This is a genomic window from Pseudonocardia charpentierae (assembly GCF_031845345.1).
Lineage (GTDB): Bacteria > Actinomycetota > Actinomycetes > Mycobacteriales > Pseudonocardiaceae > Pseudonocardia > Pseudonocardia charpentierae.
Genome location: NZ_JAVREJ010000037.1, coordinates 1 through 13,122, shown reverse-complemented (window position 1 = coordinate 13,122; position 13,122 = coordinate 1). Strand labels below are relative to the sequence as shown.

Below are 13,122 nucleotides of genomic sequence, written 5' to 3'. Positions count from 1 at the left end.
GTCCCGAGGTCGCCGTGCTGCGCCGCACCAACGCCGGGCCATCATCGGCCGGGTCCGTCCGACCGCGGCACGCTCAGCGCGCTGAGCAAGGCTGTTGCCCGCCCGGGACTGCCCAGACTTCGGTTGATGACGCCGCGAAACCTGCTGCGCTAGCAACCTGCGCACAACGGTGTGCGACGCTCACGCGTCGTAGCGACAGCGGGAACCGGTCTCCACCCGGGCCCGTAGATGGGCCCCCGCCACGTCGTCAACCGCTGCAATCTCCTCCACAGCGCGAATCACCGCCTTCCGGACCGCGGTCCGCGCCCGCTCCCCACCATCAGCGAACGCGCGGGGACGGCCGCCGAAGGCTGACGCCTCCGCCAGGTGGGCCGCCAAGCCGTCGAGCTCCTCCTCCGCCACCGCCTGGGCGGTCGCGTCGCCCCGCTCTCGTGCCTCGGCAACCCGAGCCGCAAGCTCCCGAACGCGCTGCTCGAGAGACCGGCGCGCCTGGGCGTCGAGAAGCGGTTGATGGCTGCTCGACGGCGACGTGGGCGCGTCCGAGACGAGCTCGGCGGCGCCAATCCATCGGCCCGGCGAGGCAGTCAGCACGGCCAGGTAGCGCATTCCGACGAGATCTCGAATGTCGCTTCGGCGCCCGGCGAACTCCACCGTCCAGCCAGCCTTCGGCGCGCCATACCGTCGCGTGATCCGCACGCGTCCGTGGCCTTGGAGGCGGTTCGCGGTCACACGCCAGCGGTCCGCGAGCACGGACATCCCGAGCTGGTCGGCACTCTCGGCCGCAGCAGCGTAAAGGGCCCGTGCCTCCGCAGTGCGGCCGGGCGAGGGATTGTGATCGGCCAGCACGGCGGCCAGCTCGGCGCGGACGACAGCTGTCGCCGGCTCGTGCCCCAGACGCAGGTTGCCCTCGACAGCCTCGCGCAGGTGCCGCTCAGCCATGGTGTATTGCCCGAGCGCGAGCGCCCCAATGCCCAGCCACCGATGCACGCAGCCGAAACAGGTGACCGCCAGCGAGGGGGCTACCGGCAGGGCACCAAACGGCTCCAGAAGGCCGTAGGTAGCCGCGACGGTCTGGCCGTCGCCGAGGATTGCAGCCGCCTCCAGTATCGAGGTCAGCGTGACCAGCCATGTACTGAATCGGGGCAGCGTCGCGAGGTCATCTCTTGTCAGGCGGTGCAGCTGCCGCCGAGCAACGTCGAGCCGCCCCATGCGGGCCGCCACGACCGCGGTTCCTGCCTCGAACGAGTGGTCGACGCCGTCGAGGTTCGCAGATGCCGCGATGCGCTTGAGCATGTCGAGCAGCTCGCCTTCTCGGCCCTGCAGCCAGCGGATCGCACTAAGCTGACCTCCGAGGTAACTTACGGAATCGGCGTCTTGGGCACGCACGCCCAGTTCGTACGCGGCGTGTGCCGCCTGCTCGGCTTCGTCGAGACGGCCTTGGCGGATCAGCAGGGTCACTTCCATGACGCGCACGATGTAGAGAACCGACAAGCTCTGCGTGGCCTCAGCCGGTTCACGCAGGTCGGCCAGCGCCCGCTCGGCCCGCCCGTCCCCGGCGAGGAGAAGGTCCACCGTGCGCCAGCACAGCGCCATCAGCTCGAGGATGCTGCCGGGTGGCTGATGCGCCGCGAGCGCGAGCATCTCCTCGGAGAGCTGCAGGCGCAGGTCTGTGTACTCCGGCGCGAGCAAGGGGTTGTGCGCCACCGACAGCACCTCGAGCACGGTCGGGACATCGCCGGACACGCGGACGTCGCCCACGACTTCCAGGAGCGCCTCTGGAGGCGCGCCTTCCCAAAACATCGCCTCGGCCGCGATGCGTGCCCTCAACCGCAACCGCAGCGACCGGTGTCCCTCCGGCAGGCGCTCGAGCGCCCGGCGCTGCGTGCGCAGGATCCGTCGCTGCTCGACCGGCGAGCGCACGGTGTTGACCCAGAGGGCGCCGAGCCCGGCAGCTGCCTCGGCCACGATGATCTCGTCACCGTCGGCGAGGGCCGCGTCCACTGCCGCGGCGTGGTAGTCGTGCGCGGCTGCGAGGCGTCCCGCCACCAGTACGCTGGCCGCCCGCTCGAGCAGGAGCCGCGATCGAGCGACCGGCAGACCGGCCAGCTCGTTGGCAGCGGCCGCCCGGTCGAGTAGCTCGACCGCGTCATCGGGTGCCCCGCCGGCGACCAGCTCGGCGGCGGCTCGGCGAGTCAATGCGACCGCGGCAGCCGCATCCGCCGCCGACCGCTCGGCTGCCTCAAGCGCGTGACGGGCGGCCCGAGCCACGGCCCCGGGAGCGGCCTGCGGGTTGCGGTGGTAGTGCGCCGCGGCCGCGGCGTGCATCGCAACGACCTCCTCCCGGTCTAGGAAGCCGACCAGGGCGGTGCGGACCAGCTCGTGCTCGAAGGTGACCTCTCCGGCCGAGTAGCGGACCAGACCGGCAGCCCGGGCAGCAGCGGCAGCGCCGGCGACCCGGACCCTTTCGACCCCGCAGACAGCGGCAACGACATCCGCGGCAATCACAGGACCGAGCACGGCGGCACGCACTACAATTCGCGCGTCCTCGGCGGTCAGCAGGCGCAGGCGCCGCAACACCCCAACGTCCAGGTCCACGTGGGTGGCCCCGGAAGGCAGGTCCCGCAGCGCCGAGATCGCGTACAGCGGCACACCGCCGGACGCCACTGCGAGCGCGTCGGCCGCCGACGGTGGAAGTCGGTGCCCATGGGCGGCGGCCAGCTCGGCGACCGCGGCTGGCGGCAGCGGCGCGAGCCGGATCACGTCACATGCGAGCTCGACGTCGGCCAGCAGCTCGCCCGCACGCTCGGAGTCGGTGTCGACGGTGAGTGGGCGGCGGGTGAGGAGCAGGACTGCCGGCAGGTCGATCATCCGCGGCGCCAGATAACGGGTCAGCAGCACCGTCGCCTCGTCGCCCTCGTGGAGGTCGTCGAGCGCAAGCAGCAGGGGCTGCCGCACCGCGGCGGTGCTCAGCGCCCGCTCCACCTCTCGGAAGCCGTCGAACCCCTCGGCGGCGAGGTCGCGCCCGCCCTTGACGGGATAGCCGAGCTGGGCGAGCAGGTCGAGCCACGGCCACAGCGGCGGCGCTCCCTCACGCCAGCACCAGCTGGTCGCGGCCGTAAGGCCGGCCCGGCGCGCCCGCACCCGAGCCGCACGCAGCAGCGCGCTCTTACCCATGCCGGGCGGACCGACCAGGAGAACGGCCGACCCGTGCCCGTCCCGCGCCGACCGGAACGCACGGTCGAGAACGCTGAACTCGGTCTCCCGCCCCTGGAGCCCGGCCGGACCGACGCCGACCACGGCGACAGCGTGCCACCGACCGGGTGCCTTGTGCCACCAGCCGGCACGGCGACGGCACGCCGTACTGGTATCCGCGTCTTCGAACCGGGGTCGCGGTGGACCGACACGAGGAGGAACAATGACTGACGATCTCCAGGTGGCCGCTCCCCAGAGCGAACTTGAGCGGGCCGCTCAGTACTTCAAGCAGTGGACGATCCTCGGGCCTACCGGGGATGTCACGTCGAGCAACCGGTACATGCTCAAGAACTCCCGGATCCGCCGGTTCCTGCAGTACGAGAAGCAGGGCACCTTCGGCGGCATTAACCTGGGCTGGACGGACGACGCGGAGCCGGCGACGGGGCGACGCGTGACTCAATGGCAGTTCGTGCGCCAGAGCGGCCGGACGGCACCGATCACGTACGGAGAACTGGTCGCGATCCGCTGGAAGGACGACTACATCTTCCACGCGCACCGCGACGTCGGCATCAACCTCAAGTGGTCCGACAACCCAGTCTTCGAGTGGTGCCTGCTGGGCGGCAAGCCGGGTTCGCCGGTTCGCACGGGGGCATGGCTGTCGATCTTCAACACGATGTCCGAGAAGACTGGCGAACCCTTGATCTTTTTTGATCGCACCGTCGGCGGCGACATCGGGTGGCCGAGCAGCCGAACCTGGGGCCAGACGCTGCGGGAGATGGGCACCAGCCTCGCCAAGGATGTGGTGATCGCCTACCTGACCAAGGGATCGTCGGCGAAGAAGTGACGCCAGGCGTCGATGGGGGCGCACGCCCCCACCACGTCGGAGAGGAGACGTCATGTCCGAGTCATGGGCACCCACGGCACCCGGCGTCGCGTTGGTGGACAGCCAGGGAAGCCGCACCCGCTTGCTGGCCGAGTTCGCCGTCGCGCTGGTCGCGACCCTCGTGGGTGGCGCACTTAGCCTTGCCGGCGTCGCGTGGCAATTCGCCGACGCTGACCGGCACGTGCAGCGCCAGGCCGTCGAGAAGTTCCTCGACGAGTACACCCTCGCGCAGGTCGAACTCCAGTACTACGGCGAGCGGCGGGTGCCAGCCAGATCCTTGTCCGCTGACGACGAAGCCGCGGCGCGCAAACAGGTCCACAGCGTCTACGGGGCGTGCGCCAGGCTTGTTCTGGTCGCGCCCGAACTGGCACCACCCGCAGTTAAGACGCGTGATCTCCTCAGCGCGTGGGAGAAGGCACTTTCCGGGCCGCATCCGTATGGAAGGTCCGATCACGAAAGTTTTGTCAGCCAGTTCGAGACCGCGCTCAGCGACTTCCTCACCCAGGCCAAAGCGAGGCTCGACCTCCCGTGAGAAGTACCGCCTTGGGTGTGTGGAGGCGCTCCGCAAGATCCAGGGCGGTCCACTCTTGTCGCGCGTCAAGATTCCTGGCAGGACCCGTTTCTTACGGATTCTGATCTTCGAGGAGTCTGATCGTCATGGCGAGACCGCCGGTGTCCCCGGCCGAGGAGAAGGTCCGGATCGTGCTGTCGATTCTGGCCGGTGAGGTCACCGTCGCCGAAGCGGCGAGGCGGGCGAAGGTGTCCGAGCAGTCGGTCGGGAACTGGAAACGTCAGTTCCTCGAGGCCGGGAAGGCGGGCCTGGTCGCGGGCAAGACCGGGCCGTCGACGCGGGAGCAGCAGATGGAGGCCGAGGTCACCGAGCTGACCCAGGCCCTCGGTGAGGCCGCGGTCGAGCTGCGGGTGTGGAAGAAGTCCGCGGAGGGCCGCCTGGGCCCTTCGCGGACCTCGAGGTGATCCGCATCGAGGCGGGCATGCCGACCACGAAGTTCTGTGCGCTGATCGGCGTGCCCGAGCGCAGCTGGCGCCGCCACCAAGCCCGCGCCCGTACCGGTCGACTGGCGAAGGGCCCGTGGCCACAGCCGGTCCGGGACCGAGTCCGGGAGACAGCCCGGCGGCACGCGCTCAAGCGTCCAGCGTGGGGGCACCGCAAGGTGTGGGCGATGTGCCGCTACGACGGCCTGGCCGTCTCGGCGGCAACCGTGCTCCGGCTGCTACGCGAGGAGGGACTCCTACTCGAGGCGAACTTCCAGCGGGAACGCCGCCAGCTCGCTGCCCGCCGCAAGGCCGCGTTCGCGGTCGACCCGACCGCGCCCAACCAGGTGTGGCAGTTGGACTTCACCGAGTTCGAGACCACCACCGGCGGCACGTGGCGCCTCGCCGGGTGCCGCGACTACTGGTCGAAAGTACGAGCTGGGCTGGCACGTCTCGCCGACGGCGAACCAACACGACGCGATCGCCGCAATCGAGCTCGCCCCCGCCGAGGCCGAACGCCTGGCCGGACGCCCCTTGTCCGAGCTCGCCGAGCGCGACGGCGACGGGAACGTGCGGCCGCTGATCACGGTCGTGACCGACAACGGCGGCCCGTTCCGCTCCTTCCGGTTCGAGGCGTTCATCGCCACCCACCCCGAACTCCGCCACGTCCGCACCCGCGTGAAGGCGCCAGGGCAGAACGAGTCGCGCGAGCGCGGGGTCGGGACGCTGAAGTACGAGCAGCTGTTCCTCGACGAGATCGACGACGTCCTCGACCTCGCCCTGCACGCCGAGCGCTACCGAGTCGACTACAACACCGTCCGCCCACACGAGACCCTGTCCTGGAACCGGCCGCACGACGTCCACCTCGGCCTGGCCGACCCGCGAGTCCCCAACTTTCCCGAACCCGAAATCCTGCCAACTGCTTGACGCGGGACACAGTCCTGAACGCACGGTCGAAGCGTCCGATGTCGAGGCTAGCTCGCCCAGTCTCAGTTGTCGTTTCAGTCCCGATCAAGTCCGGGTCGTGCACCGCGCTCCCGCTCGGGTTCTGCCGACCGCCGGACCGACTGGAACGCGTCGGTTCGGCCGGTCGTCGGCTTTGTAAGCGGCCGTTCGTCGAGGACTAGTCTCGTGACGGATCAAGGTACGTAGATCTACGTATTGCTTTCGACGAAATTACGGCGCTACTTTGTTAGACACGACCTTGATGTGCACATAGGATTTTCGATCCTACGCGCTTACGTCGCCCTGCGAGCCCCGAGGTAGATTAAAGTGAGCGTAGCTAAATCTGATATAGGTGAGATTTCAACATGGCGCTCGATCGGTCGCCGACTTAGTTCACCGACTGTCGCCACTGCGCTAGTAGCTGTAGTTGTAGCTGCGATCATCGTAGCCGTCGCGCTCCTCCTTCGCGGCCAGCCAAAGGACGTGATAGTAGGACTAGGGGCCGCCCTGGCAAGTGCAGTGGTGGCCTTAGTTCTAGCTCTTGTAAACTCCTTAGAGCGAAAGAGGGAGCGAAAGGAAAGGCAGGCAGCAGCCGATCGAGAGGAGAGTGAACGAGCAAACCTGCGTCACGAGCAACGAGCATACAGTGCGCTTAACTACTTCGATGGAGGCACGCAACGCCGGAACATAGGCATCTCAGTTGTTGAAGGGATCTCCCCCGTGGTGCCCGAGATTAGGAAACTTTACCTGCCGCTTCTAGTCAATCAGGCTGGCTACCTCCTCCTGGTGTCGAAGCAGGAGGAGGCGGCGCACGAGGTCGACAATTGCACAAGAATCGTCCGACTTATCATAGCTTGGAAGAGCGACCTAGGTGACTCGTACTCGACGTACTACAAACAACTTCAGGACAGCTTGAGAAAGCGTCTTGAACCTCCTGCTGCTTATCGCCGCCGAGGGGGCATCGAAATGGAGTCAAACGACTTGCAACGCTGGTACGACGACCTCGCCTAGTCAGAGCCCGTGATGAGGTAAGGGCCCTGGTACACACAATATTGCCTCGGCTCAACCGGTGGTGGCAACACCGGCTTGGTGGAGCCACGCCCGCCTCACTCGAAGCCACCTGTCGGCGACCGGTCTGCGGCAGGATCCAGCGAAGATCCATACTTGGTAGTTGATCAGCCAGCACCAACCCGCAGCCTGAAACCGCTCGTCACGTACCGCGGCCGGATTCTGGAACCCGACAGGCCGACCAAACCGCCTTCGGCTAGTTCAAGCTTGATTTCCTAGAGGCGCACTCGGCAAAATAAGGTCGTGTCGCAGGCTAAGGGGGACTCAGCGCCAGAGTGGCTGGCGCATCGACGCGCAGTTGTGATCTACTTTGTAGAGGCGCTGATTCCTGCACCACCGAGTCGATGGACCGGATGGAAGGACGGCCCCCTGTCGGTCGGCGGCAGCGACGGCCGCAGGCAGCTTCCAGCCACAGTATGGTCAGCTGTTGTCGGCCCTGCGGAACGGACTCGTCGCTGGCACCGGCCATTAATGATGATCCGCCAGATCGACAGATGTCAACGTTGCTCGCAATTGAAGCGGTGAGAGTCGCAAGTAGCAATGCCTCGCACTTTCTCCTTGCGCTTCATGTTCAGGGAGTACCGCAGCACCGTGCGGAGCCCACTAGGGGCAGCTTCTTAGATGCGCAGCTTCAGCGGTTAGACAAACTTGTACATAGAGATATTCGGATAGCAACGGACTGGGAGACAGGGCGTCATCCTACTCGCTCGGCAGTAGTTGCGGAACTCGTCTGCATACCAGATGATTCATCTTTTCTGCCGTGGCCAACCGTCTCGTTCTCTGACCTATCTTGCCCTCCAGGTCACCTGGAGATGTTCTCTTATCTTAATGAGGAGCCCCTCGTGAGCTCCAAACTAATCCAAGAGAAGTCGGACGAGGTCATTCAGGTACCCGGCGGTGAAGTCATGATTGGACTGAATGCCGCAATCGCGGCGGCCGATTTCGGTGAAGAGCAATACATGCGCACCTGCGTTCTTAATGGCATGTACCTTGGAGTGGCACAGCGGGTGGCTCTTCGAAGACTGGCCCAGCAGAGCGAGCTACTAACTGATCCCGCCAAAACTCCGGCCACGGCGAGTGATCTGTCACGGTCGATAAACGCGTACAGAAGTGTGTACTCGTGGACGCACGCAAGCCCGCCTAACCCCATAATCAACCTCGTCAATCGGTATCGCGAGATCGCTGCCACCGACGCCTCTGAGGCCCAGCTGCATGGATTCGCGACGGCAGCGTCGACCGAAGTGAGCGCAGAGACGAACACGCTACTGGCCCTCTTAGCGGTTCTCGGTCTCGCTGTCGCGATTGGTGGGGCTGTGATCACGGGAGCGGAATGGAAGGGGTGGAACGTAGGATGGGGTGCATTGATTGCGGCGACGTGCTTCGGCCTACTTCTACTGCTACCCTTTTCGAGGCCGCTTCGCCAAGAACTTTCTATTCGTGGGCGGCCAAGCGGCTGGACGCACTCATTCAAGAGAACAGAGCAGAAGAAGTGATGAGGTCGACCACCGCAGTGACAGCGCGGTGTCTGGGCGTGGCATATCACCGCTCAATAGATAGTGAGCCATTCCGACCTGGCCCGCGGGTTGGTCGGTGCTCCGTGTGATCGCCACGAATGAGTGAGGCTCCCCGTAGGCGGGCGATTGCCTGGATCAACCCAGTCCGACCAGGGCTTCGGATGACTTTCCCCCCGGGGCATGACCATGTCCACCGCGCACTGATCATGCTGTCCGACGCACTGCGCCAGCGGCACACCCAACGCGGAACCCGCTGGCGACGCCTACCCGCCGGGCAGCAAGCCTTGCTGGTCATCGCCCACCTGCGCAAGGGCGAGACCTACAGCGACCTCGCGGTCGGGTTCGGGGTCGGCACCACCACGGTGTTCCGCTACGCCCGTGAGGCCCCCGACGTCCTCGCTGACCTGGCGCCAACGCTCGAGCGCGATCACGGTGGCGCGGCGTAAGGCGTTCGTCATCCTCGACGGCACCCGGCTGCGTGTCGACCGGGTCGCGATGGCCTCCGGCCGGGATCGGCCGTACTACCCGGGTAAGCACAAGGCTCACGGCGTGAACGTGCAGGTTCTCGCCGACCCTGTGGGGTGCCAGAAGTCGGGTCTGGGTCGCTGATCAGCGGTGATCGTTGGTCAGACATGATCCCGGCGTGTCGCTGTGGTTGCTGTACTTGATCTTTCGGCAGCTGCTCGGGCTGGTCTTACTACTGGGCCGCACGTCCTCCACCAAGGACGTCGAGCTCCTCGTGCTGCGCCACGAAGTCGCCGTCCTGCGCCGCACCAACCCACGACCACGCCTGGATTGGGCCGACCGGGCCGTGTTCGCCGCCCTTGTGCGGCGTTTGCCCCGGACGCTGCTTTGCCATCGCCTGGTCACTCCGGACACGATCCTGGGCTGGCATCGCCGCCTCGTCCGGCGACGATGGACCTACCCGAACCGGCCTGGACGGCCGCCGGTCGAGGATGTCCTCGCCGCGTTGGTGGTGCGGATGGCGCGGGAGAACCCGCGCTGGGGGTATAGGCGGATCCAGGGCGAGCTGCTCACACTCGGCCACCGCGTCGGCGCCTCGACGATCCGGCGGATCCTGCACCATCACCGCATCCCGCTGGCACCGGTCCGGCACACCGACACCAGCTGGCGGCAGTTTCTGCGCACCCAGGCCTCCAGCATGCTCGCCGTCGACTTCTTCCATGTCGACTGCGCGCTCACGCTGCGACGCCTCTACGTGCTGTTCGCCCTCGAGGTCGGCGACCGCTACCTGCACGTCCTGGGCGTGACCAGCCATCCCGACGGGCCGTGGACCACCCAGCAGGCCCGTAACCTGCTGATGGATCTCGGCGACCACGCCGCCCAGTTCCGGTTCCTCGTCCGCGATCGGGCCGGGCAGTTCGCGGCGTCCTTCGACGCGGTCCTGGCGGATGCGGGCATCGAGGTGGTCAAGATCCCGCCACGGTGTCCGCGGGCGAACTGCTTCGCCGAACGCTTCGTGTTGACCGTGCGGACCGAACTCACCGACCGGATACTGATCTTCGGTGAGCGACACCTGCGCCGGGTGCTGGCCGGGTACACCGCCCACTACAACGCCCGGCGGCCGCATCGGGCACTGCGACTGCGCCCGCCCTCGCCCAACATCGCCGGTTCCCGAGCCGGTTCACGGCAGGATCCGTCGTCGACCGATCTTGGGCGGGCTCATCAACGAGTACGAGACGGCAGCCTGAAACCGCTGGTTAGACGAACGGCCACGTTCTGGAACCCCACACCATCCTCCGACAAAGACCTGTTTGGTGTTGGTTTCACCTGTGCTTGGAACTGGACCGACTCGAATAACAAAGCTCTGATTCAGTATACGAACTTCTGGCTCATCTTGTCGGCGTTCGCTATTACCGCTTATATTACGAGTCTCGCGAACCGTGCACCCGTCGTCGCGGCCGTCGTCGCTATTCTGGGGGCTCCGTCGGCCCTGGTTTTCATGCACGAGGTTCGTCAGATGCAGACCAGGCTTGAGCTTGGCGAGCGGGCGCTGGCCGAGTTGGAGAAAGTCGTTGCCGAGGGCCTGTGCATCCAGGAGCTCCGGATCGTATCCGGGCAGCGCCACAGTGCGGGTGGGCGCCGGACCAGGACTATTACCAGCGCTGTATTCCTGGCAGGCGCCGTCACGTGGTCGATAGCAGCGGTGTACGCCCTGCTCAGAGCGTGACAAGTTGCCAGTACGCTCCAAGATGCTAGCGTGCTGCGCCGGAATTTCGTGCACAGAATCGTGCGAGTAAGTCGAGGACCTCTTCGGCCGTTTTCGGTCCACACGAACGGTCTGGGGTGGGTGTTCCAGTCGGCGATCCAGGCTCGAATGGCGCGTTCGAGTGCCTGCACGCTGGAGTGGCTACCGCGCCGGATCATCTGCTCGGTGAGGAGCCCGAACCAGCGCTCGACCTGGTTGATCCAGGACGAGCCGGTCGGGGTGAAGTGCATATGGAAGCGCGGGTGACGGGCCAGACACGCTTTAATCGCGGGGATCTTGTGGGCACGAAGGACCGGGTATGTGATGCCGAGTCACGATCTACGGAAAGACTTCTTAGCCGCTCCGGCCCGTACCTGCACTGGCACCCACCTCCTTGCGTGCGGTCAGTCCGGCTTCGTCGGTGCAGTCTGACCGAGCCACCGTGATTCACCGAACCCGTGCGGCCGTCTGTGACGTCAGTGACCTTGATCGATTGTCGGTCAACGACGCCTTCGAGGTGTAGCCGCTAGGGCGGTCCAGTAGCCTGTTGGGGTCGTTTTGACCGTAAACACGACGGTCGGTTGTGTCGCACTGATCTTGCCAACGAGGTTACCAACAATCTGCTCGACGGTCGGCACTACTGCCGCTAAGCTTCACCACTAGCGTGGAGACTGGTCCTCTTGTCGAGGTACTGGGACCAGAGGAACATGCAGCCGACGTATCGAGGAGCACAGCGGCAGCCAGACAACAGACGACGATCCTTCCTCCGAATCCGTTCTGCGACGTCGTCGCGCTCCCGAAGCTACGAAGGGGCGCAAGGCGATCAGCGTGAGTGAGCAAGGATGTATCACCGACTGCAGACCGAGTCTCCTTACAGTGCCAGAGCCTACGACGGGAGGACTAGCGGTGTCGGACACAGCACAGGTAGGGCTTCTTGATTTCGACTTTGACCCCTCGAGCGGAAATGTTATTCAAGCATCTGGAACGGTCACGTTCGGCTCGAACCTCGAGAATTACGTGAGGTGGACAGTGACTAACCAGCACAATGATTGGGTTGACGTAATTTGCGAGACGATCGATGGCGGAGATCGTTACGAACTTTTTCAGACTCAGCTCAGCGTAGGCGGGTCGATCACAAGCGGGCGACCGCTTGCGCTCGCAGTCGCGGGTAGGCCTATGCATATCTATCGATGGACTCCCGGGATTCTCGGTATTCCAGGCAGCGGAGGCGGCGAAGCGCAATTCATCATGCCGAGCAGCGGATATTTGCAGATCAAAGTGACCGTTTCAAGCGGTGGATGAAGGATGCCGTGAGCATAGATTGGTCGCCGGATGAAGTTGTCGCACGTTGACTCGACCGACTCGACAGACTTAGGAACTTGGGTAGAACCTCTGCTGAGTTAGCAGGGTCCACACGTTCCGGCGTGATGGTCGTAGCAGCCACAACCCGACGGCGTGCAGACGATCTCGATCGCCTCAGACTCATCAAAATTCATGTGTACGGCTCGAGCTTGATCGCGCAGCACCGGCGCGAACACGATTTTGCCGTCCTTCTCCTCAAGCCCGAGTACGCGGGAGGCGATTCGAGCCATTTCAGCGATGCGGCCCCGCACCTCTTCGTACAAGCGAGCCATGCGTGCGCGGTCCTCCGCGGACAGGTTGACGGCTACAGGCTGGGTGATTGCGGTCATCTCGTGCTCCTCTGGTCTATTCCTCTAGGCACCTAGCCGATGCTTGCAGACGTGCGGCGCTGACCACTCTCCGTATATCTACGCAGTACTCCTACTCAATGATCGCGCCTCAATAACTCCGCTACGACTCGTCTTCGTCGTCGAATGCACGAAGGACGCCGGGGCAGGGCGGCGGAACACCGACAAGGGTTTCAGCCGAGCATGCTGCGCTCGCCGTACCGCGGGTCACGCGACTGCAGACACCACGTCTCGATCACTACCGGCAGGAAAGCGCACACCGCCGTCGACCGATAGCCGTGCACATCGTCTCCTTGATCGGTCACCGTACGGCGTGGCGTCGTCGACCCCGGCAGGCTCCGACACGCTCGAACCGCCCGCTGGGGCAGGGGGTCGGCAAAGTCGCGGTGAGTAGGCGCTGAGCTGCGGCGACACGCGGGCGGAGGTACGGGTGCGGGCACGGCTCCAGTGGTGATCTTGCGGTTCTCACGCCGTACAAGACCTGGAATGTTCCCGATTTTATTGACATCGGTTTAGGCTGCCAGGTCGGTGAGTTTTCTGAATCCTAGCTCGTATTCGACTGGTGTCAAGTAGTCGAGAGTGGAGTGCCGCCGGCGGCGGTTGTAGTAG

At 65.2% G+C, this 13,122-nt stretch carries 10 protein-coding genes and 1 pseudogene; 8 read left to right on the top strand and 3 right to left on the bottom strand.

Annotation, left to right across the window (positions count from 1 at the left end; genetic code table 11):
* Positions 1-180 precede the first annotated feature (180 nt).
* Positions 181-3,297: an ATP-binding protein gene (locus tag RM445_RS29345; RefSeq protein ID WP_311560116.1), complete on the bottom strand. Its 3,117-nt coding sequence runs from the start codon at positions 3,295-3,297 to the stop codon at positions 181-183.
* Between the two features lie 118 nt (positions 3,298-3,415).
* Here RM445_RS29345 and RM445_RS29340 point away from each other — a divergent pair, with 118 nt between their 5' ends.
* From RM445_RS29340 to RM445_RS29300, 8 genes and pseudogenes are all read left to right on the top strand, one after another.
* On the top strand, positions 3,416-4,036 hold the full coding sequence (locus RM445_RS29340; RefSeq protein WP_311560115.1) for a hypothetical protein: 621 nt from the start codon (positions 3,416-3,418) through the stop codon (positions 4,034-4,036).
* 52 nt (positions 4,037-4,088) lie between these two features.
* Positions 4,089-4,607, top strand: coding sequence for a hypothetical protein (locus RM445_RS29335; protein ID WP_311560114.1), 519 nt, complete (start codon positions 4,089-4,091; stop codon positions 4,605-4,607).
* A 125-nt stretch (positions 4,608-4,732) separates the two neighbouring features.
* Positions 4,733-5,050, top strand: coding sequence for a helix-turn-helix domain-containing protein (locus tag RM445_RS29330; RefSeq protein WP_311560113.1), 318 nt, complete (start codon positions 4,733-4,735; stop codon positions 5,048-5,050).
* 552 nt (positions 5,051-5,602) lie between these two features.
* Positions 5,603-5,995, top strand: coding sequence for an integrase core domain-containing protein (locus RM445_RS29320; RefSeq protein ID WP_311560112.1), 393 nt, complete (start codon positions 5,603-5,605; stop codon positions 5,993-5,995).
* A gap of 345 nt (positions 5,996-6,340) precedes the next feature.
* On the top strand, positions 6,341-7,024 hold the full coding sequence (locus tag RM445_RS29315; RefSeq protein WP_311560111.1) for a hypothetical protein: 684 nt from the start codon (positions 6,341-6,343) through the stop codon (positions 7,022-7,024).
* Between the two features lie 899 nt (positions 7,025-7,923).
* A complete protein-coding gene (locus tag RM445_RS29310; protein ID WP_311560110.1) occupies positions 7,924-8,574 on the top strand; it encodes a hypothetical protein in 651 nt (216 codons plus the stop codon).
* 182 nt (positions 8,575-8,756) lie between these two features.
* Positions 8,757-9,177: pseudogene (locus tag RM445_RS29305) on the top strand (transposase family protein); the annotation flags it as partial.
* 61 nt (positions 9,178-9,238) lie between these two features.
* Positions 9,239-10,786 carry an integrase core domain-containing protein gene (locus RM445_RS29300; RefSeq protein ID WP_311560109.1) on the top strand — a complete coding sequence of 516 codons (1,548 nt, stop codon included), beginning with the start codon at positions 9,239-9,241 and terminating at the stop codon, positions 10,784-10,786.
* Between the two features lie 1,418 nt (positions 10,787-12,204).
* Here RM445_RS29300 and RM445_RS29290 read toward each other — a convergent pair.
* Both RM445_RS29290 and RM445_RS32615 read right to left on the bottom strand, forming a co-directional pair.
* Positions 12,205-12,495: a hypothetical protein gene (locus RM445_RS29290; RefSeq protein WP_311560108.1), complete on the bottom strand. Its 291-nt coding sequence runs from the start codon at positions 12,493-12,495 to the stop codon at positions 12,205-12,207.
* Positions 12,496-13,025: 530 nt separating this feature from the next.
* Positions 13,026-13,122 (bottom strand): IS3 family transposase (locus RM445_RS32615; RefSeq protein ID WP_397469430.1); only part of this gene is annotated, 97 nt, incomplete at its 5' end.